The organism is Agrococcus sp. UYP33, assembly GCF_054060915.1.
Genome location: NZ_JBSSDR010000001.1, coordinates 1604069 through 1628954 on the forward strand (window position 1 = coordinate 1604069; position 24886 = coordinate 1628954).

The 24886-nt window shown below is 74.1% G+C and carries 17 protein-coding genes; 8 read left to right on the forward strand and 9 right to left on the reverse strand.

Translation table 11 applies throughout. From position 1 onward, the window contains the following. Positions 1 to 18: 18 nt before the first annotated feature. Positions 19 to 465 (reverse strand): GNAT family N-acetyltransferase, encoded by a 447-nt coding sequence (locus ACVWW9_RS07910; RefSeq protein ID WP_123697143.1) that lies wholly within the window; start codon positions 463 to 465, stop codon positions 19 to 21. A 56-nt stretch (positions 466 to 521) separates the two neighbouring features. Further along, positions 522 to 1487 (reverse strand): 1-phosphofructokinase family hexose kinase, encoded by a 966-nt coding sequence (locus tag ACVWW9_RS07915; RefSeq protein ID WP_245989803.1) that lies wholly within the window; start codon positions 1485 to 1487, stop codon positions 522 to 524. A gap of 130 nt (positions 1488 to 1617) precedes the next feature. Here ACVWW9_RS07915 and ACVWW9_RS07920 point away from each other — a divergent pair, with 130 nt between their 5' ends. The 5 genes from ACVWW9_RS07920 to ACVWW9_RS07940 all read left to right on the forward strand — a co-directional run bounded on the left by ACVWW9_RS07920 (position 1618) and on the right by ACVWW9_RS07940 (position 10560). Continuing rightward, on the forward strand, positions 1618 to 2301 hold the full coding sequence (locus ACVWW9_RS07920) for a hypothetical protein (RefSeq protein WP_456515039.1): 684 nt from the start codon (positions 1618 to 1620) through the stop codon (positions 2299 to 2301). A 102-nt stretch (positions 2302 to 2403) separates the two neighbouring features. Then, entirely contained in the window at positions 2404 to 3465 is a 1062-nt protein-coding gene (locus ACVWW9_RS07925; RefSeq protein ID WP_456515040.1) for a hypothetical protein, read from the forward strand. Positions 3466 to 3541: 76 nt separating this feature from the next. Then, positions 3542 to 5263: a beta strand repeat-containing protein gene (locus tag ACVWW9_RS07930; protein ID WP_456515041.1), complete on the forward strand. Its 1722-nt coding sequence runs from the start codon at positions 3542 to 3544 to the stop codon at positions 5261 to 5263. Between the two features lie 242 nt (positions 5264 to 5505). Continuing rightward, positions 5506 to 7065, forward strand: a complete 1560-nt coding sequence (locus tag ACVWW9_RS07935; protein ID WP_456515042.1) for a DNA polymerase Y family protein — start codon at positions 5506 to 5508, stop codon at positions 7063 to 7065. 93 nt (positions 7066 to 7158) lie between these two features. Beyond that, positions 7159 to 10560, forward strand: coding sequence for an error-prone DNA polymerase (locus ACVWW9_RS07940; protein WP_456515043.1), 3402 nt, complete (start codon positions 7159 to 7161; stop codon positions 10558 to 10560). Between the two features lie 70 nt (positions 10561 to 10630). On the opposite strand, the gene ACVWW9_RS07945 is transcribed toward ACVWW9_RS07940, so the two are convergent. The 3 genes from ACVWW9_RS07945 to ACVWW9_RS07955 form a co-directional block, all read right to left on the reverse strand. Next, entirely contained in the window at positions 10631 to 13924 is a 3294-nt protein-coding gene (locus ACVWW9_RS07945; protein ID WP_456515044.1) for an ExeM/NucH family extracellular endonuclease, read from the reverse strand. A gap of 102 nt (positions 13925 to 14026) precedes the next feature. Then, a complete protein-coding gene (gene purU / locus ACVWW9_RS07950) occupies positions 14027 to 14878 on the reverse strand; it encodes a formyltetrahydrofolate deformylase (protein ID WP_456515045.1) in 852 nt (283 codons plus the stop codon). 39 nt (positions 14879 to 14917) lie between these two features. Next, a complete protein-coding gene (locus ACVWW9_RS07955) occupies positions 14918 to 15205 on the reverse strand; it encodes a DivIVA domain-containing protein (protein ID WP_456515046.1) in 288 nt (95 codons plus the stop codon). A gap of 100 nt (positions 15206 to 15305) precedes the next feature. Between ACVWW9_RS07955 and ACVWW9_RS07960 the strand changes: the two genes are divergently transcribed. Further along, positions 15306 to 16529 (forward strand): MFS transporter, encoded by a 1224-nt coding sequence (locus ACVWW9_RS07960; RefSeq protein WP_456515047.1) that lies wholly within the window; start codon positions 15306 to 15308, stop codon positions 16527 to 16529. A gap of 21 nt (positions 16530 to 16550) precedes the next feature. Here ACVWW9_RS07960 and solA read toward each other — a convergent pair whose 3' ends face one another. Next, entirely contained in the window at positions 16551 to 17738 is a 1188-nt protein-coding gene (gene solA, locus ACVWW9_RS07965) for an N-methyl-L-tryptophan oxidase (protein WP_456515048.1), read from the reverse strand. Between the two features lie 175 nt (positions 17739 to 17913). Between solA and ACVWW9_RS07970 the strand changes: the two genes are divergently transcribed. Next, a complete protein-coding gene (locus ACVWW9_RS07970; protein ID WP_456515049.1) occupies positions 17914 to 18753 on the forward strand; it encodes a PhzF family phenazine biosynthesis protein in 840 nt (279 codons plus the stop codon). A gap of 39 nt (positions 18754 to 18792) precedes the next feature. Here ACVWW9_RS07970 and ACVWW9_RS07975 read toward each other — a convergent pair whose 3' ends face one another. Further along, on the reverse strand, positions 18793 to 19680 hold the full coding sequence (locus tag ACVWW9_RS07975; protein WP_456515050.1) for a LysR substrate-binding domain-containing protein: 888 nt from the start codon (positions 19678 to 19680) through the stop codon (positions 18793 to 18795). 135 nt (positions 19681 to 19815) lie between these two features. On the opposite strand from ACVWW9_RS07975, the gene ACVWW9_RS07980 reads away from it, so the two are divergent. Next, positions 19816 to 23376 (forward strand): bifunctional proline dehydrogenase/L-glutamate gamma-semialdehyde dehydrogenase, encoded by a 3561-nt coding sequence (locus ACVWW9_RS07980; protein WP_456515051.1) that lies wholly within the window; start codon positions 19816 to 19818, stop codon positions 23374 to 23376. A 100-nt stretch (positions 23377 to 23476) separates the two neighbouring features. Here ACVWW9_RS07980 and ACVWW9_RS07985 read toward each other — a convergent pair whose 3' ends face one another. Further along, positions 23477 to 23989 (reverse strand): DinB family protein, encoded by a 513-nt coding sequence (locus ACVWW9_RS07985; RefSeq protein WP_456515052.1) that lies wholly within the window; start codon positions 23987 to 23989, stop codon positions 23477 to 23479. Between the two features lie 121 nt (positions 23990 to 24110). After that, complete coding sequence (locus tag ACVWW9_RS07990) at positions 24111 to 24881, reverse strand: SDR family NAD(P)-dependent oxidoreductase (protein ID WP_456515053.1); 771 nt, start codon at positions 24879 to 24881, stop codon at positions 24111 to 24113. Between the last annotated feature and the right edge of the window lie 5 nt (positions 24882 to 24886).

Below are 24886 nucleotides of genomic sequence, written 5' to 3' on the forward strand. Positions count from 1 at the left end.
GCATCGCCGGGCCTCGCGTCAGAGCGTCTTGCGCCCGATGACCTCGCCGTACTCGTTCTCGCCGATCGGCTCGAAGCCGACCGCCTGGAAGAACTTGCCGGGACCCTGGTCGCCTTCCTCCCAGACGGCGTAGAGGCTGTCGAAGCCCTGGCGACGGGCCTCGTCGGCGACCTGCTCGACGGTGTAGCTGCCCACGCCCTTGCGCTGCGAGGTACCGGCCACGTACATCCGCAGCACGCTCGAGCGGTACTCCTCGCGGTCGACCTCGGGGTCGAAGTTCGCCATCACGAAGGCGACCGGCTCGTCGCCGTCGAAGACGACCCGCTGCCACGCGCTCTGGGTGTTCACGAACTCCTCGAGCCGCGCGTTCGGCGCCAGGAACGCCTCTTGGCCCCGCTTGAGGGTCATGCCGTTGGCCGCGACGATGTTGGCCGCTGACAGCTCTTCGAGGCGCAGAGTCTCCATGGCGACACCGTACCAGCGGCATGCCGACGCCGATGTGGCGGTTGGATGAACGGCGGTCAGCCGATCGGGGTGATGCGGATGCGCCCGCCGAGGTCGTCGGGGTCGGCGATCGATCCCGCCTGCGCGGCGAGCACCGCGGCCGCCGACCAGGCGGTCGCCCGCGCGAGCTGCTCCTCGAGCGTCGCGCCCTCGGTGATCGCCTGCGCGATCGCGGCGACGGCGGCGTCGCCGGCGCCGGTGGGGTTGCCCTCGAGCACGAGGTCGAGCGCGGCGTGCCAGGCGCGGCCGTCGGGCAGCACCGCGAGCATCCCCTCGACGTCGAGCGACGCGAAGACGGTGCCGGTGCCGAGGGCCGCGAGGCGGCGGGCGGCGTCGAGCGGGTCGGTGCCGCCCATCGCGTCGAAGAGCTCGTGGCGGTTGGGCTTGACCGCCGTCGCACCGGCCGCGACGGCGACCGGCAGCTGCTCGCCGCCGACGTCGACGAGCACGGGTGTGCCGGCGGCCCTCGCGATCTCGACGACGCTCGCGCAGAAGCCCTGCGGCGTCTCGGGCGGCAGCGACCCGGAGGAGACCACGACGCGCGCGCCGGCCACCTCGTCGCGCACGATGTCGAGCAGCCGCTCCCAGTCGGCGGCATCGATCGCTGCGCCGTGCTCGTTGAGGTTGGTCGTGCCCGCGGGCGTGACGATCGCCGTGGTGCGACGGGTGTGCGCGTCGACCTCGATGAGGCGGTGGGGGATGCCCGCGCGGTCGAGGTCATGCACGAACAGCGCGTGCACGGGGCCGCCGATGGGGGCGATGACGATGGCCGGCTCGTGCCGCTGGTGCAGCACGCGGGCGACGTTCACGCCCTTGCCACCGGCGCGGGCGAGGCCCGTCGGCACGCGGTGGCTCGTGCCGATCCGCAGCTCGTCGATCGTGTAGGTGATGTCGATCGCGGGGTTCGTGGTGACGCAGAGGAAGGGGGATGCGTCGGGTGCGTCAGCGGTGCGTGCGACGCTTCGGGCATCGGCGCTGGTCACGATGGTGCCTCCTCGTCGCGGTCGATCCCGATCGGATCGGGGCGGCTCGATCATCCCACGCGGGACGTCCGTCGACACGCCGAGCAGGCTTGCCCTGTTCGAACACATGTTCGAAGATAGGAGGATGGGGATGGCGTCGACGAGGCTCGAGCGCCGGGCGGGCGACGACCGCACGGCCGCCGTCGACGCGCTCCGCGAGCGGCTGCGCAGCATGCAGCAGGCAGCGCCCCAGCACACCGCGCCTGACCTCGTCGAGCCCATCCCCGCGGGGCTCGACGAGGTCGTGCGCCGGCTCCGCTCCGGCGCCGCGCACAGCATCGAGTCGCGGAGCCTCGCGCTCGCGTGCCTCGGCGCGGCGATGCCGCGCGGCGCGTGGGGCGCCATCGTCGGGATGCCCGACCTGGGGCTCGAGGCCGCCCGCGACCTCGGCGTACCCATGGATCGCGTGGCGCTCGTGCCGCATCCGGGGCGCTCGTGGCTCGACGTGGTCGCGAGCCTCGCAGAGGCGATGCCGGTCGTGCTCGCCGTCTCGCCAGGACGGGTCGCGCCGACCGAGGCGGCCAGGCTCGCGGCCCGGCTGCGGCAGGCGTCGTCGACGCTGCTGATCGAGGGGCCGTGGCCGAACGCGGCGACCGTCGTGCGGCAGGTCCGCGCCGAGTGGCAGGGGCTCGCCGACGGCGACGGCAGGATCGCGGCGGGCAGCCTCGTCGTCGAAGCCGCATCGGGAGGGGCGCCGAGGCTCGCGCGGATCCCGATCGCCGGCGAGGGGATGCCCGAGCGCGAGCCGGAGCTCGAGGAGCAGCCGGCCGCCTGACCTCGTCTCCGGCCGCTCGCTGGGAAGGTCCTGAGAAATCTTGCCGAAACCGCACGCCAGGCCTACCGTCATCGCAAGAAGGTCACGACTTCGGAGGCGCCGATGCAGGCGAGCAGCGCGAGGACACCGTCCCGCTGGCTGCGCCTGGGCCTGTCCGCGAGCGCTGCATCGATCGGCGCCGTCGCCATCTCCCTCCTCGTCGGCGGATCGGCCGCGACCGCATCGGAGCAGGACGCGGGGCTCCTGGGCGGGCTCGGCGGCGCGGTCGGCGGCGTCGTCGAGACCGCGAGCGACCCGGTCGACGCCCTCGTCGGCGAGGTCGAGGCCGTGCTCCGCCCCGTCGAGGCCGCGATCCAGCCCATCACGGCGCAGATCGTCGAGCCCGTGGCGCCGATCGTGCGGCCGGTCGTGCAGGCGCCGGGTGGCGCGGCCGAGGCCGTCCGCGATGCCGTCGCCCCCGTCACCGGTGCGCTCGACCCGGTGCTGCAGCCGCTGCAGCCCGTGCTCGCGCCCGTTGACCGGGCGATCGGCGTCGTCCTCGACGACGTCGTGGCGCCCGTCGCTGAGCCGGTCGTCGACACCGTCGACGGCGCGCTCGGTGCCCTGCCGGTCGTCGGCGAGCTGCTCGGCGAGGCGCCGGTCACCGGCGTCGTCGACGAGGTCGTCGAGCCGATCGTCGACACCGTCCGCGACCTGCTCGCGCCCGGCGCAGGACCGGGTGCCGATCCCGGCGTCGGACCTGAGCCAGGCGTCGATCCGGGCTTCGCGCCGGTCGTCGAGCTTCCCGCTGGCCCCGCACTCGACGCCGATGGTGCCGAGGTCGACGCGTCCGAGGCCGCCGGTCGAGCATCCGCATCCGATCGCCTCGCCGTCGCCCTGCGATCGGTGAGCCCGAGCGATGGCGCCGCGGTCGCAGCGGTGCTCGAGGGCACCGCCGCGTCGTCCTCGACCGCCGGACGGGACGGCGACGCGCCCAGGCGCACGCCCGCCGGCGACGGCGTCGCGCCGTCGGGCTCGAGCGGCAGCCCGGGCGGTTCCGCGTCGCCCTCGGCGATCACCCACGACGTCCTGCTGCCGGGCCTCACGGCCGGCCAGGTCGGTGCGATCGAGCTCGACCGCGCCCCCGCATCCCCGGTCGAGGAGCACACCGCCAGCCCTGATTGAGCGATCGAGGCCGTGCATCGCGCACGGCACGCCGTCGTCCCGGAGCGGGACGGCTGATCACTCGAACAGGGAAGGCATGACCATGCACGACTTCACGAAGCGCGCGCTGCTGACCGCAGCGCTCGCAGGCGGCCTCTGGGCCGCGGGCGCTGGCGTCGCCAGTGCGACAGGGACCGACGGCTCGGACGGCGTCGGATCCGGCACCGAGGCCGCGATCTCGCTCTCGGCGCCCATCACCATCGGCGGCAACGCGATCGGCCTGCTCGGCGACGCGGAGACGAGCGACGCATCCACGTCGTCGAGCACCGCGGCGCCGTCCGCCGGCGTCAGCACCGCCGGCCTCGAGGGCGTGCTCTCGGGCACGGCTGCCGTCGTCTCGGTCGACGTGCCGGTGACGGTCGCCGGCAACGCCGTCGGCGTCCTCGGCGACGCGTCGAGCGACAGCTCGTCGGCGGCGAGCACCACCGCGGGATCGAGTGGCTCCGATGCGACGACCTCGGGCGAGGATGGGCTGCTCTCGGGCACCCAGGCGCTCGCCGACGTCACCGCACCCGTGACGATCGGCGGCAACGCCATCGGAGTCCTCGGCGACGCGTCGTCGGAGCAGTCGACGGTCGAGTCGTCGGCCACGACGGCGGGTGGCTCGGATGGCGCGACGACCTCGGGTGACGACGGCGTGCTGTCCGGCTCGCAGGTCGTCGCCGACGTGGTCGCGCCGATCACGGCGGGCGGCAACGCGGTCGCCGTGCTCGGTGACGCGTCGAGCGAGGGCTCGAGCACCGAGTCGGGCACGGCTGCCGGCTCGGACGGGGCTGCGACCTCCGGTGAGGACGGCGTGCTGTCCGGCTCGCAGGTCGTCGCCGACGTGCTCGCGCCGATCACGGCGGGCGGCAACGCCGTGGCCGTGCTCGGTGACGCGTCGAGCGAGGGCTCGACGACCGAGTCGGGCACGGCTGCCGGCTCGGACGGGGCTGCGACCTCGGGTGACGACGGCGTGCTGTCCGGCTCGCAGGTCGTCGCCGACGTGCTCGCGCCGATCACGGCGGGCGGCAACGCGGTGGCCGTGCTCGGTGACGCGTCGAGCGAGGGCTCGACGACCGAGTCGGGCACCGCTGCCGGCTCGGACGGCGCGGCGACGTCGGGCGAGGACGGCCTGCTCTCGGGCTCGATCATCGACCTCGACGCGGTCGCTCCCGTGACCATCGGCGGCAACGCGATCGGCGTGGTGGGCGACGCCGTCAGTGAGGGCTCGACGACCACGTCGGAGACCGGCGGCTCGGCGGATGCGCCCCGCAGCTCGGGCGACGACGGGCTGCTCTCCGGCTCGATCATCGACCTCGACGTGCTCGCGCCCGTGACGATCGGCGGCAACGCGATCGGCATCGTGGGCGACGCGACGAGCACCGGCTCGACGACGACCTCGCCGACGGTCCCCACGGTCCCGACGGAGCCGACGGTCCCGACGGAGCCGACGGAGCCGACGGTGCCGACGGTTCCGACGGTCCCGACCGAGCCGACCGAGCCGACGGTTCCGGGCGAGCCGACGGATCCGGCCCCCGTCGACACGGGTGGATCGGGTGACGGCACCGAGGTCGAGAAGGACCCGGTGCTGCCGGGCGATGACGCCGTGCGCGATGGCGGCGACAGCCGCGCCGATCTGCAGAGCTCGGGCGCCTCGGCGGCTCAGCTGCCGCGGACCGGTCTCGACCAGCCCGGCATCCTGCCGCTGGCGCTCGCGATGCTGGCGCTCGGCCTGCTGCTGGTGGTGGGCGCGCGCCGCGTCCGAGCGACGCGCTGACAGGCGACGGGCGCGGGACGCGTGCAGCGCGTCCCGCGCTCCGTCGCGCCACCTGCCGAGCGGCACGCGCCGCACGGACCCGATCCCGGATGCTGGACCCGAGATCTGGGGTCCACCATCCGGGATCAGGTCCACGAGCGGCGGCTGCCGGACACTGCCGCAGGAGCGATCACGCGCAGGTCGCCCGACGCGCCACGCCGCACCGGCTTGACGCTGATCGAACGTATGTTCGATCATGAGGTGTGGGGATCGAGACGACGAGCAGCGCTGCAGCGCCGCACCCGGTGCGCCTGCGCGGCAGCCGCATCGGCGTGCTGCGGGTGCCCGACTGGCCGATCGTCGTCGCGCGCCAGACCGGTGCGCTGCCCGGTGGCGGCGAGCAGGGCTCGCCGGGCGCCGTCGTGCACGCCATGCGGATCGTCGCGTGCGACGAGGGCGCCCGCGCCGACGGCGTGCGCACCGGCATGCGGGTGCGCGACGCGCAGGCCGCCTCGCCGCTGCTCGCGCTCGCGCCCTCCGACCCGGTGGGCGAGGCGCTCGCCTTCGAGCGCGTCGTGCGCGCCGTGCTCGCCGTCGTGCCGGCGGCGCAGCCGATCGGCGACGGGGCGCTCGCGTTCCGGATGCGCGGCGCCAGCAGGTTCTACGGCTCCGAGCCGCGGGCGATCGAGGCCGTGCGTGCCGCGCTCGCGCCGCTCGGCCTGACGGCGAGCTTCGGCGTCGCCGACGACCGCTTCGCCGCGGAGCTCGCCGCGGGCGGCAGGGGCGAGACGATCGTGCCGCCCGGCCGCAGCCGCCTGTTCCTCGAGGGGCTGCCGGTGGGGGTGCTCGGCGACGACGAGCTGCCGGGCATGCTGCACCGGCTCGGCGTGCACACCCTCGGCGGCTTCGCGAAGCTGCCCGACGACAGCATCCGCGACCGCTTCGGCGAGGCGGGGCTCGTCGCGCTCGCCCGCGCGCGCGGCGAGGACGACCGACGCGTCGACGCCGACGGGCTGGGGGAGGAGCGCGTGCTGCGGCTCGCGTTCGAGCCGGGCATCGAGGGGGTGCACGAGCTCGCGCTCGCCGTGCGGGAGCCGGTCGAGCGCTTCGTGCGCCAGCTCGCCGAGCAGCGGCTCGTGTGCAGCGAGATCCGCATCGTGCTGCGCGGCGAGGAGGGGCACGTCAGCGAGCGGCTCTGGCGCCAGCCGGGCTTCCTGCGCGCGGGCGACATCGTCGACCGGATGCGCTGGCAGCTGACCGAGAGCGAGCTCGGCTCGCCGCTCGTCGAGGTCCAGGCGCTCCCCGAGCGGCTCGACGCGGACGCCGCGCACATGCCTGGCCTGTGGGGCGGCGGCGACATCGACGACCGCACGAAGCACGCGCTCGAGCGCCTGCAGGGGATGCTCGGCCGCGAGGCGGTGCTGACGGCTGCGCCGGGCGGCGGCAGGCTGCTCGCCGAGCGCGGCGTGCTGACGCCCTGGGGCGATGCTGCGCCCGCTCCCGCCGCGGGGCCGTGGCCGGGCGCGCTGCCGCCGCCGCGCCCGACGGTCGTGTTCCGGCCGCCGCTGCCCGTGCGGCTGCTGGACGCCGCGGGCGCCCAGGTGGAGGCCGCGGCGCTCGACGTGCGGGAAGGGGCCCCGGTGTCGTTCTCGCCGCCCGCATCCGCCCGCCGCCGCGTCGTCGCCTGGGCCGGGCCGTGGCCCATCCGCCGCCGCGACCTCGGCGACGTCGTGCACCGGGTGCAGATCCTCGACGGCGAGGGCGAGGCGTGGGTGCTGCTGCAGGCCGACGGCCTCTGGCTCGCCGAGGGCCGCTATGCCTGACCTCCTCGACGTCGCGGGTGGTCGCACGAGCCGCTCAGGCGCTTGAGCGACCACTGGCGACGTTGAGGAGCAAGGAAGGGGAGGAGGGGAGCGATGGCCGGCTGGAACAACCCGTCGATGCCCTGGCGCGAGCTCGAGGGCATCCTCTCCGACCGCGACGTCGGCAGCGGCCGGCCGCATCCCGCCGAGCTCGACGAGGCGCGCCGCCCGCGGATCGGCGTGCCCGCGCCCGGCGCCACCACCCCCTACGCCGAGCTGCACGCCCACTCGCACTATTCGTTCCTCGACGGCGCCTCAAGCCCGGCCGAGCTCGTCAACGAGGCGCGCGCGCTCGGCCTCGAGGCGCTCGCCCTCGTCGACCACGACGGGCTCTACGGGGCGGTGCGGTTCGCCGAGGCTGCCGCAGAGGCGGGGCTGCCGACGGTCTTCGGCACCGAGTTCACGCTCGGCCTCGACGCGCCGCAGAACGGCATCCCCGACCCTGACGGCAGCCACCTGGTGGCGCTCGCGACCGGCCCTGCCGGCTACACGGCGCTCGCGACAGCGCTCACCGACGGGTACCTGACCACCGACGCGCGCGGCGCCCCCGGCGAGAAGGGCAGGCCGGTCTTCGAGCTCGAGCGGCTCGCCGAGACGGCGGACGGCGAGTGGATGGTGCTCTCCGGCTGCCGCAAGGGCGGCGTGCGGCAGGCGCTCGAGCGGCACGGCGGATCGGCCGAGGGGGCGGATGCTGCCGGCCTCGAGCTCGACCGCCTCATGTCGCTCTTCGGCCGCGACCGCGTCGTGGTCGAGCTCAGCGACATCGGGGACCCGCGCGACTTCGAGCGCAACCGGGTGCTCGCCGACCTCGCCGAGCGGCGCGGGCTGCCGCTCATCGCCACGACGAACGCGCACGTCGCGAGCCCCGCGAAGCAGCACCTCGGCGACGCGGTCGCCGCGGTGCGCGCGCGCCGGTCGATCGACGAGCTCGACGCCTGGCTGCCGGCCGGCGGGGTGCCGTCGCTGCGCAGCGGCGCCGTGATGGCGCGGCGCTTCCGCGCGTTCCCCGGTGCGGTCGACACGGCCGCCGCGCTCGGCCGCGCCCTCGCGTTCGACCTGCGCGCCGCATCCCCTCGGCTCCCCGACTTCCCGGTGCCGGATGGGCACACGCCGATCAGCTGGCTGCGGGCGCTCGTCGACGAGCGGCTGCCGCGCGTCTACGACACGACGGCCGATGGCCGCCCGACCCCGGAGGTCGCCGCCCGCCTCGACCACGAGATGGGGCTCATCGAGCAGAAGGGCTTCGCCGGCTACTTCCTCATCGTGTTCGAGATCGCCGACTTCGCGCACTCGCAGGGCATCCTCTGCCAGGGCCGCGGCAGCGCGGTGGCGAGCGCCGTCTGCTTCATCCTCGGCATCACCGCCGTCGACCCCATCCGCTACCGGCTGCCGTTCGAGCGCTTCATCTCGATGATGCGCGAGGAGGAGCCCGACATCGACATCGACTTCGACGCGGGCCGCCGCGAGGAGGTCATCCAGCACGTCTACGAGCGCTACGGCCGCCGCAACGCCGCCCAGGTCGCGAACGTCATCACCTACCGGCCCAAGTCGGCGGTGCGCGACGCCGCGAAGGCGCTCGGCTACGCGGTCGGCCAGCAGAACGCCTGGTCGAAGTCGGTCGAGTCGTACTCGAGCCCTGACGCGCCGGGCATCCCAGCCGCCGTCACCGAGCTCGCGGGCGAGTTCCTGCACGCGCCGCGGCACCTCGGCATCCACTCCGGCGGCATGGTGCTCACCCAGGAGCCGGTCGGCTCCGTCTGCCCGATCGAGCCGGCCCGCATGCCGGGCCGCACGGTGCTGCAGTGGGACAAGGACGACTGCGAGTGGATGGGCCTCGTGAAGTTCGACCTGCTGGGCCTCGGCATGCTCGGCGCGCTCTCGCACACGATGGAGCTCGCGGCCCAGCTCGTGGGGGAGCGGTGGACGCTCGCGTCGATCCCGGCGGAGGAGGCCGGCGTCTACGACATGCTCTGCGAGGGGGATGCGGTCGGCGTGTTCCAGGTGGAGTCGCGCGCGCAGATGGCGACGCTGCCGCGGCTCAAGCCGCGCTGCTTCTACGACCTCGTGGTCGAGATCGCGCTCATCCGCCCCGGGCCCATCCAGGGCGGGGCCGTGCACCCCTACATCCGTCGCCGCACGGGCGCCGAGGCGATCAGCTACCCGCACCCGCTGCTCATCCCGGTGCTCGAGCGCACGCTCGGGGTGCCGCTGTTCCAGGAGCAGCTCATGCAGATGTCGGTCGCGGTGGGCGGCTTCGACGCGGGCGAGGCCGACCAGCTGCGGCGCGCGATCGGCTCGAAGCGCTCGCTCGAGCGCATCGAGGCGCTCAAGGCGAAGCTCTTCGCCGGGATGGCGGCGAACGGCGTCGAGCCCGACGTCGCCGAGTCGATCTACCGCAAGATCGAGGCGTTCGCGGGCTTCGGCTTCGCCGAGTCGCACTCGCTCGCCTTCGCGAAGCTCGTCTACGCCTCGTCGTGGATGCGGCTGCACTACCCGGCGGCGTTCCTCGCAGGCCTGCTGCGCAGCCAGCCGATGGGCTTCTGGTCGCCGCAGACGCTCGTGGCGGATGCGCTGCGGCACGGCGTCGAGACGCTGCGGCCCGACGTCGTGCACTCGGCCGTCGACGCGGGCCTCGAGCTGCACGGGCGGCCGGCGCCGCGCGGCGACGACGCGTGCCTGCAGCGCGACCAGCCACCGGTGCCGCCGAAGGCGTCGGAGTCGCTCTCGGCGCGCGCCAGGCATCGCCGCGACGGCGCCTTCTCGGTGCGGATGGGCCTGTCGAGCGTGACCGGGATGGGGGAGGCGGCCGCTGCTCGCATCGTCGCCGCCCGCGAGGCCTCCCCGCTGCGCGACATCCACGACCTCGCGCGCCGCGCCGACCTCGACCGCGGCGAGCTCGAGGCGCTCGCGACCGCAGGCGCGCTCGACGGGCTCGGCGTCGGCCGCCGCGAGGGGCTGTGGCTCGCCGGCCCCGCATCGACCGAGCGCGAGGACCAGCTCGAGGGCTCGCAGGTGAGCCTGCAGCCACCGCTGCTGCCCATGCTGTCGGCCGAGGAGCAGGTGGCGCTCGACATCTGGTCGACCGGCGTCGCGCCCGACGACCACCCGGTGCGGTATGCGCGAGCGATGCTCGCGGAGCGCGGCGTGCTGCCGATCACGGCGCTCGCAACGGCCGAGCCGGGCCGCCGCGTGCAGGCGGCCGGCATCGTCACGCACCGGCAGCGGCCGAGCACGGCGCAGGGCGTGACGTTCATGAACCTCGAGGACGAGACGGGGATGCTCAACGTCATCTGCTCGAAGGGCCTGTGGGCGCACTCGCGGCAGGTCGCGCGGCACGCGCCGGCGCTCATCGTGCGCGGGATGCTGCAGCGCACCCCGGAGGGCGTGATCGCGCTGCTCGCCGACAAGCTCGACCGCTTCGAGGTGCCGACGAGCGGCTCGCGCGACTTCCGCTGAGACGAGTCGAGGGTCTGCGTCCGAGTGCAGGGCGACTCGGACGCAGACCCTCAACAGGCGCGGGGCTGGGTCAGCAGCCGGTGCGCCACGCGTTCGACGCGAGCGTCGGCAGGCCGCCGACGTTGTACACCGTCGTCGGCGCGAGCGCCGCGATCAGCTCCTCGACGTCGAGCGTCACGCACGTGCTCGCCGCCAGCAGCACCGGAGCGCTGTGCGCGCCCGCCACCATCGACGCGGAGAGCGCGTCGGGGTAGTTGGTGCCGGATGCGATCGCGATCGCCTGCTCGTCGGTCGGCGTGACGAGGCGCTCGACGAGCAGCGCGTTCGTCGCGTACCGGTCGGCGCCCGCGACGCGCGGCACGGTGAAGCCCTCGGCGCGGTAGGCGCGCACGGTGGCGTCCGTCACGGTCGCGCTCGAGCCGAGCACCACCGCCGTGCCGGCGCCGAGTGACTCGATCGCGTCGACCGTGTGCTCGCTCGCCGTGGCGCGCGGCGTCAGCAGCACCGGCAGGTCGCCGACGGCCGAGGCCACGCCGCTCGCCGACACCGCGTCGGCGAACTGCTCGCCGCTCGCGAGCAGCACCTCGGTCGCGTCGCCGAAGTACCGCTCGGCGATCAGCGCCGCCGTCTGGTACCGGTCGGACCCCGCGATGCGGGAGACCGCGGCGTTCGGGACGACCTCGGTGATCTGCGCGGCGGTCGCGCTCGAGACCGACGGCGTGCCGCCGACGATCGTGACCGTGCCCGGCTGCAGGCGCTCGAGCTCCGCGACCGTGACCGGCAGCAGGCCGTCGGTCGGCGTCAGCAGCAGGCTCGCGTCGGCGCGCGCCGCCGCGGGACCGGCGGCGAGCGCGTCGGCGAAGACCTGCCCGGAGGCGATGATCACGTCGGTGCCCGGCTCGAACAGCGCCTCGGACGTCTCGACGTTCGTGGCGTAGCGGTCGTCGCCCGCGTAGGTCTCGACGACGGTCTCGACCGGCGGGGCCGCCTCGAAGGCGAGGCCGATCACGACGGCGTCGTGGTCGCTCGCGCGGTAGGGGTCCGGAGCGAAGAGCGCGTCCTGCGCCGGTGCCTTGAACGCCATCGTGTAGTCGAAGATGCTCGGCTCGTCGGCGTTCGCGTGCCACTCGTCGGCGCCGACCACGGAGGGCAGGAGCGCGGCGTCGGCGAGGCCGTAGTCGAGGTAGCCGATCTGGCCGTCGAAGACGTAGGTGTACGCATCCTCGCCCTGGAACTCCTCGAGCAGGTCGGTGTAGCCGGCCGCCTCGAGCGTCGTGATCGGGTCCTCGTTGTCGTACGAGTTCAGGTCGCCGATGATGAGCGAGCCGTCGGTCTCGACGCCGGTCGGGTCCATCGCGAGCCAGTCGGAGAGCGCGTCAGCGGCGAGCGTGCGCACCGCGTTGCAGTTGCCCTGCTCCGGGGTGCCGGTGTCGCCCTCGCAGGCCGAGCCCTTCGACTTCAGGTGGTTCACCGCGACGGTGACGACGCGGTCGGTCGCGAGGTCGCGGAACGACTGCGCGAGCGCGGGCCGGTTGGCCGAGGTGTCGAAGCGCGGGTCGACCGAGGAATCCAGCACGGCGTGGTCGCCCTCGGGTGCGACGAGCGCCGGCTGGTAGATGAGGGCCGTGGTGATCTCGTCGGTGCCGAGCGTGCCGGTGTCGATGCCGGCCCAGTGCGCGCTGCCGTCGGCGTTGGGACCGGCGACCTCGTTGAGCGCGGCGACGAGGGTCTCGAGCGCGAGCCCGTCGTTGTTCTCGATCTCGAGCAGGCCGACGATCGCGGAGTCGAGCTCGTCGATCGCGGCGACGATCTTCGCCTCCTGCCGGTTGAACTCCTCCGGCGTCACAGCACCGCGGCTGTCGAGCGTCGTGAAGTAGTTGAGCACGTTGAACGACGCGACCTCGAGCGTCGCGCCCTCGATCTGCGGCGCGGCCTCGCGGGGGTTCTCCGACGCGAAGGTGCCCGCCTCGGTCGGCTGCAGGCGCCACAGGCCGAAGGCGTAGTCGAGCACGCCCGTGATGCCGGTGATCGTGTCGCCGCCGCGGAAGCGGTTCTCGAGGCTCAGCGGCTGCAGGTTGCCGGGGTGGATCGCGGGGTCGGCGTTCTGGGCGGAGCGGCCGTCGTCGATCGTGATGCGGTTCGCGGCGTTCGCAGCGCGCACGGCTGCGGCCTCGGCGGAGCCCGGGGCGGCGATCGCGGTGGGCTGGACCTGGCGCTCCGTGCCCACGACGACCTCGCCGAAGCGGCCGAAGTTGAAGTACTCGAGGATCGTGAGCTCCTGCGTGAGCGTGACGAGCATCGACTCGGTCGACTCGGCGGCGTCGAGCGGCAGCGTCACGGCGACGGGTGCCGGCAGCGTGCCCTCGCCGCAGTCGAGCAGCGTCGCGTCGGTCAGGCGGGTGAGGCCGGAGCTCTCCTCTGCGGTGCCGGAGACCTGCACGACGTCGCCCTCGGCGACGGCGGCGCCGGATGCGGCGACGTAGATGGCGTCGCTCGTCGCGGCGTCGCGGTCGCCGGCGTCCTGGAGCGTGAAGCCCGCGACGGCGGACGAGCCCTGGAAGGTGCGGGTGACGACGCCCTCGACGGTGACCGCCTGGCCGCCCATCGTGGTCGCGTCGCCCGAGCCCTGCACGGCGCCGATCGCGATCACGGCGTCCGAGCCGCAGGTCGCGTCGACCGGGGGCTCCTCGACCTCGGCCACGCGGTTCGGGGCTCCGGGGGTGTTCCATGCCTCACCGGGTGCCGGCGTGCCGGTGCGGCCGGTGATGCCCGCGCCGCTGAACGCGTTGCGCACCCAGTCGGTCGCGGCCTCCGTGTCGGTGCCGTCAGGGATGCGGCTCGCGCCGCCCGGATCGAACGCGGCGCCGTCGAACGCGACGCCGAGGCGCGTGCCCCACGTGAGGTCGTCGGCGCCGCCGTCGTGCACGCCCACGCCGTCGACGACCGTGAAGCCGACGCCCGCGTCGATCGTGCCGTCGAGGTCGGCGTCGACCACCTGGCCGACGGTCGCGGTGCCCTCGACGAGGAGGATCGACACCGAGCCGTTCTGGATGCCGTTCTCGGGGTAGCTGACGAGCCCGAAGCCCGCGCCGTCGAGCACCGGCGCCGGGTTCGCCTGCAGCACCTCGCCCGCCTGATCGTGCGGGTTGTCGCCCTTGACGATGAGCACGGAGTGCGTCGCGCTCAGGTCGGCGCCGGGTGTGCCCAGCACCTCCACGTACTCCGCACCACCGTCGGTGCTGCTGACATCGGCCGAGAACTCGTTGATGACCGGGTGCTCGGCCGCGTGCGCCGGGACGGCGACGAGGCCCGTGAGGGCGAGCGCGGCGACCGTCGAGGTGCCGAGCATGGTGCGTGCGCGCATGGATCCACTCCGTTGAGGTGCAGGGACACCGTCAACATAGCCAGCGCCGGTGACGCCGCGCCCGACTTTCGCGTGAACAACGGGTGACGCCCGCGCGCGCGGTCAGCGGAAGATGATCGTCCGCTGCCCGTCGAGCAGAACCCGGTCCTCGGCGAACCACTGCACGGCGCGCGAGAGCGTGCGCGACTCCTCGTCCTGGCCGATCGCGACGAGCTGCGCGGGGGTGTGGGCGTGGTCGACGCGCACGACCTCCTGCTCGATGATCGGGCCCTCGTCGAGGTCGGCGGTGACGAAGTGGGCGGTCGCACCGATGAGCTTCACGCCGCGGGCGTGCGCCTGCCGATAGGGGTTCGCGCCCTTGAAGCCGGGCAGGAAGGAGTGGTGGATGTTGATGAGCCTGCCCTCGAGCGCCGCGCACAGCTCGGGGGAGAGGATCTGCATGTAGCGGGCGAGCACGACGAGCTCGATGCCCTCCCGCTCGACGACCTCGAGGATGCGGCGCTCGAACGCCGCCTTCGACGCCGCGTCGACGACCGGAGCGTGCTCGAACGGCACGTCGTAGAACGCGGCGAGCGCGCCGAGGTCGGGGTGGTTCGCCATCACGAGCGGGATGTCGACCGACAGCTGCCCGGCCCGCTGGCGGAAGAGCATGTCGTTGAGGCAGTGGGCGGCCTTCGAGACCAGCACGAGCGTGCGCAGCGGGCGGCCGACGTCGTCGAGCTGCCACTGCATCCCGTAGCGCTCGACCACCGGCGCGAGCGACGCCTCGAAGTCGGCGCGCTCGGCCTCCGCCTCGACCTGCAGGCGCATGAAGAAGCGGTCCGTGTCGGCCGACGAGAACTGCTGCGACTCGGTGATGTTGCCGCCGCACGCCACGATCGCGCCGGAGATCGCGTGGACGATGCCGGGGCGGTCGTCGCAGACGAACGACAGGATCCAGTGGTTCGAGGTCACCTCGAGATCCTACGAGGTGCGGCGCCCTCGCCCGGGTCGTCAGCGCCGGGCGGCGGCCTCGTGCATCGCGAGGGTCGCGGCGATGATGTCGATCGCGTCGTCGACCGGCGTCGGCTCGTAGGAGGCCGCGCCGCGCCGCTCGGGGAACCGCACCGCGCGTGCGTCGGCGGCGCGCATCAAGGGCTCGCCGTCGGGCTGTCCCTCGTAGGCGCGGAGCGTCGCCGCCACTCGGCTGAGCCAGCGGTCGACCGCGTCGACGGCATAGCCCGACACGAAGGAGTTCCCGGTCGGGAACGTGAGCGCGAGCACGTCATCGGCGGTGAACACCCTGCCACCGTACCGGGCCGGGGTACAACGGCTGCTCGTCAGGCGCCCGTGGCAGCGCTCGAGGCGCCGCCGCCGCCGGGTGCCCGTAGGCTTGCCGGTCGTGAGCGAGCGGGCGACGGCGCAGGGGAGCACCCAGGACGCCTTCCCGACGGCGGCGCTGCTCGTGCTGGCGCTCGCGGTGTTCACGAACATCACCGTCGAGATGCTCCCGATGGGCCTGCTGCTGCCGATGAGCCGCGAGCTCGGCGTGGGGGAGGGCGCGATCGGCCTGCTCGTGACGATCTTCGCGTTCACGGTCGTCGCATCCTCGACCACGCTCATCCGCCTCACGCGTCGCGTGCCGCGGCACCTGCTCGTGATCACGGTCCTCGTCGTCTTCGCGGCGAGCTGCTTCGGCTCGGCGCTCGCGCCCGACTACGCCTGGTCGGTCGCCTTCCGCGTCATCGGCGGCATCGTGCACGGCATCTTCTGGACCGTCGTCGGCGCCTACGCCGCCTACCTCGTGCAGCCGCAGCAGCTCGCGCGCGCCGTCGCCATCACCTCGACGGGCGGCTCGTTCGCCTACGTGCTCGGCCTGCCGCTCGCGACGCTGCTCGGGCAGCTCATCGGATGGCGCTGGTCGTTCGCGCTCTTCGGCGTCGTGTGCCTCGTGGTCGCGGTCGCCGTCTGGCGGCTGCTGCCGGCGGTCGACCACCTGCGCGACACCGCCACCACCTCGACCGGCTCGGTCGCGGTGCCGATCCCGGAGCCGGGCAAGAGCGTGCGCGGCGTGGCCCTGTCGATCCTGTCGACGATGGTCGTGATGCTCGGCCACTACGCGCTCTACACCTACGTCTCGCCGTTCCTCGTCGATCACGCCGGCATCCCGGAGTCGTGGCTCTCGGGCGCGCTGCTCGCCTACGGCATCGTCGGGATCGTCGCCGTCGTCGCGATCGCGCTCTGGCTCGGACGGCGGCCCACCGCGTCGACGCTCGCGATGATGGCGACCGGCCTGCTGGCGATGCTCGTGCTCGGCCTCTCGCAGCAGGTGGTGCTGACCGTCGTGGCGGTAATGGTGTGGGCGTTCGCGCTCGGCGCGCTGCCGGCGCTGCTGCAGACGCGGCAGCTGCAGGCGGCCTCCGAGCGCATCCTGCAGCAGGCGTCGGCCTGGTACACGACCGGCTTCAACGTGGGCATCGGCGCGGGGGCGCTGCTCGGCGGCCTCGTGCTCGAGTCGCTCGGGGTCGCCGCGCTGCCGTGGCTGCTCTTCGCCGGGCTCGCGATCGCGCTCGTGCTCGTCGGCACCGACGCGCTGCTGCACCGGCGCGACCTCGCGCGCCGCTGATCGCGACCCGCCGACCGAGGCTCAGCGCAGCGCGAGCCGTGAGAGCCGGGTGCCCGGCGCCAGGAAGCGGTCGGCGGCCATGAAGCCGACGTCGGTCGCGGTCGAACCGTCGACCGCGAGCTCCGTCGCGACGGCGCCGATCGCCGACGCCATCTTGAAGCCGTGCCCCGAGAAGCCGACCGCCACGGCGACGCCCTCCATGCCGGGCACCGCGCCCAGCAGGCCGGTGTCGTCGGGCGTGTAGCCGTCCGCGCAGAGCGCCACCCTGACGGGCTCAGGGATGAGCCCGGGGAGGAACTCGCGCACCCAGGCCATGACCGGATTGAGGTACGAGGGGTCCCACGACGGCGGCTGCTCCATCGACTCGACCTCGTCCATGTAGACGCTGCCGGCGACCTTCACGGTCCAGCCGTCGGCGCTCGGGAACCCGTAGAAGCGCGCGCTGTCCGCGCGTCCGTCCTCCTCCGCCCGGCGGAGGAAGACGGGGAGGTCCTCGCGGCCGAACGACTGCGGCTCGACCGTGGGGAACCAGGTGAGCACCTGGGGCCGGACGGCGACGTGCACGCCGAGCTCCCTCCCGACCGCCCCGGCACCCGTGCCCTGCGCGATGATCACCCGACCGGCGACGATCTCCTCCTGATCGGTCCTGACGACGTACCGATCGCCGTGCGCCTCGACGGCGTGCGCCCTGCGCCCGCCCAGGAACCGCGCGCCGAGGCGCGTCGCCTCGGCGAGCGCGGCGACCACGGCCCGCTCCGACTTCAGGTAGCCGCCCTCCGGGTCGAACACCGCGACGTCCCCGTCGCGGACGACGTGCTCGGGGAAGCGCGCCCGCGCCTCGTCGCCGCGCAGCAGCTCGTGGGCGAGGCCCTGGTCGCGCGCGGCCGTCAGGTACCGCGCGAGCACGGGGTTCTGCTCGTCGTAGAACGTGACCGCACCGCCGGTGGTGCGCAGCAGCGACGTGCCGCTGCGCCGCTCGAGCTCGCGCCAGAGGTCCTGCGAGCGCTGCAGCAGCGGCGTGTAGTGGCCGCCCTCGGCGTAGACCTTGCGGAAGAGCCGCGACTCGCCCGCATAGGCCGAGAAGGGTCCGGGGATCGAGAAGCGGTCGACGCCGATGACGCGTAGCCCGCGCGACGCGGCCTGCCACGCGGCCATGCTCCCGACGGAGCCGACCCCCACGATCACGACGTCCGTCTCGAGTGCCGCCATGCTCCACCGCTTCCCGTTCGAGGTCGCGCTCCGAGCCGATCGTCGGATTGTCGACGATGCCATGCTACGTCGTCGGTCGCCTGGCTCGCCGAGCGCGTGCCGACCAGTTGGCGCGGAGTGGACGGGCTTGCGCCCGTCGCGCCGTGCGAGCCTGTCGTCGAAGAGGAGGTCCACGATGACCCAGGTGCACGACTTCGCACAGATCGACGTGTTCTCGACCACGCCGTACCTCGGCAATCCCGTCGCCGTCGTGCTCGACGCGGAGGGGATCGACGACGAGCGCATGCAGCGCATCGCGCGCTGGACGAACCTGTCCGAGACCACGTTCGTCTCCCCGGCCACGACGCCGGAGGCCGACTACCGCGTGCGGATCTTCACGCCCGGCGGCGAGCTGCCGTTCGCCGGCCATCCGACGCTCGGCTCCGCGCACGCGTGGCTCGAGCACGGGGGCACGCCGCGCTCGAGCGACGTCATCGTGCAGGAGTGCGAGGCCGGGCTCATCCCCATCCGGCGCGGTGCGGTGCTCTCGTTCGCCGCCCCGCCGCTGCGCCGCACCGGCGACATCGACGACGCGTACCTCGCGCAGATCGTGGCCGCGCTCGGCATCGAGCGCTCGCAGGTGCTCGCCCACCAGTGGGTCGACAACGGCCCCGGCTGGTGCGTGCTCCAGCTCGCGACCGCGCAGGAGGTGCTCGACCTCGAGCCGGACCTCTCGCAGATCCCGACGGCGATGGTCGGCGCGATCGGCGCCTACCCGGAGGGCTCGCCGCACGCGTACGAGATGCGCTCGTTCGCGCCCCGCATCGGCGTCCCCGAGGATCCGGTCTGCGGCAGCATGAACGCCTCGGTCGCCCAGTGGCTCGCCGCGACGGGCGCCGCGTCGGGCTCCTACGTCGTCTCGCAGGGGCAGCGCCTCGGCCGCGCGGGCGAGATCGTCATCGACGTCGATGCGGACGGCGTGGTGTGGGTCGGCGGGGCCACGACCACGTGCTTCCGCGGCACCGCCATCGGCTGAGCGGACCGCTGCGCCGACCCCATGCGGCGTCGGCCCGGGTCAGAGACCGGCCGGGACCGCTGCGGCGAGCGCCTCGCGGACGGCGGCGATCGCGGGACTGCTCTCGGAGGCGGTGCGCGCTGCCGTGAAGACCTCGCGGCGCGGTGCGCCGGGCAGATCGAGCGCGCGGAAGCCGACGTCAGCGCCGGCCCACGTCAGGTCGTTCATGATCCCGACCGCGTGGCCCGTCTCGATCAGCCGCATCTGCGCCTGCAGGTCGGCGGTCGCGAACCGCACGTCGGGCTCGAAGCCCGCGACCCGGCACTGCTGCTCGCCGAAGTGGCGGGAGGCCGCGCCCACCGGCTCCATCACCCACGCGAGGTGGGCGGCATCGGCGAGGCGCTCGACCGGGCTGCCGGGCGGCACCGCGAGCCGCAGCGCATCCGTCATGAGCAGCTGCCGGTCGAGACCCGGATGCTGCGGCGCCGCGTGGCCGGGGTACTGCTCGGCGACCACGAGGTCGAAGTCGCCGACGAAGGTGTCGTAGAGCGCGGTCTCGGGCTCGCGCTGCACCATCTCGACCCGCACCTCGGGCGCCGACTCGGCGAGGATCCGCAGCATCTGCGGCACGAGCCCGAGCGCGGCCGACTGGAAGACGGCGACGCGCACGGTGCCGACGGGGCGGCCGAGCGACGCGGCCACGGCGCGCTCCGCCGACTCGAGGGCGGCGAGGATGCCCTCAGCGTGCTGGGCGAGCAGCTCGCCCTGGGGCGTGAGCGCGAGCCGGCGGCCGTGCTTGCGGGTGAGCGGCACGCCGACCTCGCGCTCGAGCGCGGAGAGCTGCTGCGAGACGGCGCTCGGCGCGTAGGCGAGCGCGGCGGCCACCGCGGCGATCGTGCCTCGGAGCCGCAGCTCGCGCAGCAGTCGCAGGCGTCGGACGTCGAGCAACAGGGCCTCCAGACGCATCGTCGACGGTGACGGGAATCCGTCGCGAACCGTCACTGTACCTGAATGGTCGGCGGGTGCAGACTTGGCGCGGCGCGCGCCGGCGCGTCCGCAGTCCGATCGAGAGAGGGCAGCCGCATGGGCGCAGCCGCCACCGAGCACAGCATCGAGCAGAAGACCGAGCAGGGCACCGAGCCGCAGGACACCGCGCCGCAGGACGCCGCGCAGCAGGACACCGCAGCGCACGCCGAGCTCGAGAGCCTCCGGGCCCTCGCTCCGGCGATCGTCGCGCAGGTGCGCACGTGGCTCGAGCAGGCCGAGCAGATCCCCGCCGACGCGAGCGCCGAGCAGCTCGCCGGCGTGCTCCGCGACCCCGCGGGCCTCGAGTTCGCGGTGCGCTTCGTCGACGGCGTCGTGCGTCCGGAGGACGTGCACGTCGCCGCGCAGACCCTCCGCGAGATCGCCGGCAAGGCCCCCGCGTTCCTGCCCTGGCCGATGCGCCAGGCGCTCAAGCTGGGCGGCGGCGTCGCCCCGCTCGCGCCGCACATCGTCGTGCCGATCGCGCGGCGCGTGCTCCGCGAGATGGTCGGCCACCTCATCATCGACGCGACCGACGCCCGCCTCGGCGCGGCGATCGCGCGCATCCGCGGCACCGGCGCCCGACTCAACGTGAACCTGCTCGGCGAGGCCGTGCTCGGCGACCGCGAGGCGGAGCGCCGCATCGAGGGCACCCGCGCGCTCATCGAGCGCCCGGACGTCGACTACGTCTCGATCAAGGTGTCGGCGACGACCGCGCCGCACCAGCCGTGGGCGTTCGACGCCGCGGTCGAGCACGTCATCGAGCGCCTGCTGCCGCTCTACCGTCGCGCGGCCGCGACCGGCACCTTCATCAACCTCGACATGGAGGAGTACAAGGACCTCGAGACGACCATGGCGGTCTTCACGCGGATCCTCGAGGAGCCGGGGCTCGAGGGCTACGAGGGCGGCATCGTGCTGCAGGCCTACCTGCCCGACGCGCTGCCCGCGATGGAGCGGCTGCAGACCTGGGCGGCCGAGCGCGTCGCGAACGGCGGCGCGCCCGTGAAGGTGCGCCTCGTCAAGGGCGCGAACCTGCCGATGGAGCGGGTCGAGTCGTCGCTGCACGACTGGCCGCTCGCGACCTGGCACACGAAGCAGGACAGCGACACCCACTACAAGCGCGTGCTCGCCTGGGCGCTCACGCCCGAGCGCGTGCGCGCCGTGCGGCTCGGCGTCGCCGGCCACAACCTCTTCGACGTCGCCTTCGCGTGGCTGCTCGCGAAGCAGCGCGGCGTCGAGGCCGGCCTCGAGTTCGAGATGCTGCTCGGCATGGCGCAGGGCCAGGCCGAGGTCGTCCGCCGCGACGTCGGCGGCCTGCTGCTCTACACGCCCGTCGTGCACCCGGCCGAGTTCGACGTCGCGATCGCCTACCTGATCCGCCGCCTCGAGGAGGGCGCGAGCCGCGAGAACTTCATGTCGGCCGTGTTCGAGCTCGCCAAGGACGAGCACCTCTTCGAGCGCGAGCGCGACCGCTTCCTCGCCTCGCTCGAGGGGCTCGCCGCTGACGCGCCCGCCACCCACCGCATCCAGGACCGCACGGACGCCCCCACGCGGGTCGCCGAGCACGGCTTCCGCAACGCGCCCGACACCGACCCGTCGCTGCCCGCCAACCAGGCCTGGGCCGCGGGCATCCGCGAGCGGGCCCGCGACTCGCGCATCGGCATCGAACTCGTCGAGGCCGCCACGCTGCGCGACGCGGCAGCGCTCGAGTCGACCATCGAGACCGCCATCGCCGCGAACGCCGGCTGGCGCGCGCTCTCGGGCGACGAGCGCGCCGCGATCCTGCACCGGGCGGGCGCCGAGCTCGAGGCCCGCAGGGCCGAGCTCATGGAGGTCGCCGCGGCCGAGGCGGGCAAGACGCTCGACCAGTCCGACCCCGAGGTCTCCGAGGCGATCGACTTCGCGCACTACTACGCGGAGCGCGCCCGCGACCTCGACCGCGTCGACGGCGCCGTCGCGGTGCCGGCACGGCTCATCGCGGTGACCCCGCCGTGGAACTTCCCGATCGCGATCCCCGCGGGCTCGACGCTCGCGGCCCTCGCCTCCGGCGCATCCGTCATCGTCAAGCCGGCTCGCGCCACCGCGCGCACCGGTGCCGCGATGGTCGAGGCGCTCTGGGCGGCCGGCGTGCCGAAGGACGTGCTGCAGCTCGTGCAGCTCGGCGCTCGCGAGCTGGGCGACGCGCTCATCGGCGACCCGCGCGTCGAGCGCGTCATCCTCACGGGCGGGTTCGAGACCGCGCAGGGCTTCCGGCGCATCCGCCCCGACCTGCAGCTGCTCGCCGAGACGAGCGGCAAGAACGCCATCATCGTCACGCCCTCGGCCGACTACGACCTCGCGGCGAAGGACATCGTCGCGAGCGCGTTCGGCCACGCCGGCCAGAAGTGCTCGGCCGCGTCGCTCGCCATCCTCGTCGGGCAGGCGGGCCGCTCGAAGCGCCTGCACAACCAGCTCGTCGACGGCGTGCGCTCGCTCACGATCGGCATGCCGTGGGAGCCCACCGCGCAGATGGGCCCGATCATCGCGCCGGCCGAGGGCAAGCTGCTCGAGGGGCTGACCACCCTCGGCGAGGGCGAGTCGTGGGTCATCGAGCCGAAGCGGCTCGACGACGACGGCAAGCTCTGGAGCCCCGGCGTGCGCGCCGGCGTGCGCCGCGGCAGCGAGTACCATCGCACCGAGTACTTCGGCCCGATCCTCGGCATCATGCGCGTCGAGACGCTCGAGGAGGCGATCGCGGTCGTGAACGAGGTCGACTACGGCCTCACCTCGGGCATCCACTCGCTCGACGTCGACGAGATCGGCACCTGGCTCGACACGATCGAGGCGGGCAACCTCTACGTCAACCGCGGCATCACCGGCGCGATCGTGCAGCGGCAGCCGTTCGGCGGCTGGAAGCGCTCGGTCGTCGGCCCGACCACGAAGGCGGGCGGTCCGAGCTACCTCATGCCGCTCGTCGACTGGCGCACGGCCGAGGCGCGGCAGGTCGAGGCGATCGAGCTGCCCGCGGTGCAGGCGATCGTCGACGCGGTCGACACGCTCGCGCGGTCGGCGGATGCGTCCGTCACCGCGGACGAGGCTGCGGCGCTCCGGCGCGCGGCCGGCAGCGACCAGCACGTCTGGGCGACCGAGCTCGGCGTCGCGATCGACGTGCAGCTGCTCTCCGCCGAGCGCGACATCCTGCGCCACCTGCCGATGCCGGGCGTCGTCATCCGCCTCGCGGAGGGCGGCCGCGTCGCGCAGCTCGCGCGCACCGTCGCCGCGGCGCTGCGTGCCGGCGCCGAGGTGCGGGTGTCGACCGCGATCGAGCCCGCGCCGGCCGTGCGGGCGGCGCTCGCCTCCGCGAGCATCCCGGTGACGGTCGAGGACGACGCCGCCTTCGGGCGCTCGGCCGCGCGGCTCGAGCAGGGACGCATCCGCTACCTCGCCGCGGACGACGCGGTCGCGGGCGGCGTGCGCGCGCTCGCCGAGGCCGTCGACGGCCGCCCCGACCTCGCGATCATCGCCCACGCGGTGACGGAGGCCGGGCGGCTCGAGCTGCTGCCGTTCCTGCGGGAGCAGGCGGTCGCCATCACGGCGCACCGCTTCGGCACGCCGAACCACCTCACGGACGGCCTCATCTAGCGCCGAGGGGCCCCAGTCGCCGACGGGACCCCTTCCACCCTCCGGGACCCGGTCGACCGGGTCCCTCGAGGTGGGAGGGGTCCCCTTCTGCGCGTGCGGGTCAGAGCACGAGGTGCCGGCGGCCGTCGATCAGCTCGCGCGCCGCGTCGAGGTGCCCCGCGTGCGTGGCAGTCTCGAGGATCACGTGCAGGAGCACCGCCTGGAGGTCGGCGAACCGTCCCTCCGGCCAGTCGGGCTCGGGCCGAGCGGGCGGGGCGTCGAGCGGCAGCCGCGCGATGACCTCGCCGGAGCGCGCGATCGCGTCGCGGTACTGCTGCAGCACCGCCTCCGTCGCTTCGCCCGGCTCGACGCGCCAGTCTGCGGGCCTGCTCTCGTCGACGTCGGGCCGATCCTCCGGCCAGTAGTCCAGCGGCTCGCCCGCCATCACCTTGCGGAACCAGTAGCGCTCGCCGCCGAGCGTCAGGTGCCGCACGAGGCCGATCGGCGACCAGCCGGACGGCAGTGCCGGTGTGCGCAGCTGCGCACCCGACAGTCCCTCGACCGCGTCGAGGATGTGGCGCCGCTGCGCGTCGAGCGCCCCGAGCAGGAGCGAGCGGGTGCGGTCGTCGGCCATGCGCCGATCCAAGCACGCGCGCCGGGACCCGCTCCACCAGCGGGGACCCGGTCCACCGGGTCCCGAGGGGTGGACGGGGTCCCGCTGGTGCGGGTGATGCGCGCTCGAGCCAGGCCTCGGCTCAGCCGGCCGACCAGCCGCCGTCGTTGGGGATGATCGCTCCGCTGACGTTGCTCGCGGCGTCGGAGGCGAGGAACGCCGCGAGGTTCGCCTGCTCGATCGGCTGCGCGACGCGCATCGCCGACTGGTGCACGGGCGTGAGCGCGCCGATGCCCTCCTGGTCGATGTGCTGCTGGATGTCGGCGGTCATCACGTTCGTCTCGACGCCGCCCGGGCAGATCGCGTTCGCCCGGATGCCGCGCTTCGCGTACGTGTAGGCGGTGTTGCGGGTGAGGCCGATGAGACCGTGCTTCGAGGCGGTGTAGGCCGCGCCCGCCGCTGCGCCGCGGATGCCCGCCTCGCTCGCGATGTTCACGATCGAGCCGGACCCCTGCGGCAGCATGACCCGCAGCGCCGCGCGCGTGAGGTAGAAGGGCGCCGAGAGGTTGACCCGCAGCACCCGGTCCCACAGTGCGTCGTCGACGGTGGCGGCGCCGGCGAAGTGGTCCATGATGCCGGCGTTGTTCACGAGCACGTCGAGCCGCCCGTAGCGCTCGACCGCCGCCGCGACGATCGCGTCGGCGACCGCGGCGTCGCCGATGTCCCCGAGGTGCGCGGATGCGGTGCCGCCGTCGCCCTCGATCGCTGCGACGGTCTCGTGCGCGGTCTCGGCGATGTCGCTCACCACGACCTGCGCTCCGAGGCTCGCGAAGAGGGTCGCGGTGGCGCGGCCGATGCCGCTGCCGCCGCCGGTGATGACGGCCACCTTGCCGGTGAGGTCGATCAGGCTCATGGTGC

What these genes read in the sequence shown, in the direction of transcription:
- ACVWW9_RS07910 (WP_123697143.1), bottom strand. Translation starts at nt 465, where the DNA reads ATGGAGACTCTGCGCCTCGAAGAGCTGTCAGCGGCCAACATCGTCGCG.
- ACVWW9_RS07920 (WP_456515039.1), top strand. Translation starts at nt 1,618, where the DNA reads ATGGCGTCGACGAGGCTCGAGCGCCGGGCGGGCGACGACCGCACGGCC.
- ACVWW9_RS07925 (WP_456515040.1), top strand. Translation starts at nt 2,404, where the DNA reads ATGCAGGCGAGCAGCGCGAGGACACCGTCCCGCTGGCTGCGCCTGGGC.
- ACVWW9_RS07930 (WP_456515041.1), top strand. Translation starts at nt 3,542, where the DNA reads ATGACCATGCACGACTTCACGAAGCGCGCGCTGCTGACCGCAGCGCTC.
- ACVWW9_RS07940 (WP_456515043.1), top strand. Translation starts at nt 7,159, where the DNA reads ATGGCCGGCTGGAACAACCCGTCGATGCCCTGGCGCGAGCTCGAGGGC.
- ACVWW9_RS07945 (WP_456515044.1), bottom strand. Translation starts at nt 13,924, where the DNA reads ATGCGCGCACGCACCATGCTCGGCACCTCGACGGTCGCCGCGCTCGCC.
- solA (WP_456515048.1), bottom strand. Translation starts at nt 17,738, where the DNA reads ATGGCGGCACTCGAGACGGACGTCGTGATCGTGGGGGTCGGCTCCGTC.
- ACVWW9_RS07970 (WP_456515049.1), top strand. Translation starts at nt 17,914, where the DNA reads ATGACCCAGGTGCACGACTTCGCACAGATCGACGTGTTCTCGACCACG.
- ACVWW9_RS07980 (WP_456515051.1), top strand. Translation starts at nt 19,816, where the DNA reads ATGGGCGCAGCCGCCACCGAGCACAGCATCGAGCAGAAGACCGAGCAG.
- ACVWW9_RS07985 (WP_456515052.1), bottom strand. Translation starts at nt 23,989, where the DNA reads ATGGCCGACGACCGCACCCGCTCGCTCCTGCTCGGGGCGCTCGACGCG.
- ACVWW9_RS07990 (WP_456515053.1), bottom strand. Translation starts at nt 24,881, where the DNA reads ATGAGCCTGATCGACCTCACCGGCAAGGTGGCCGTCATCACCGGCGGC.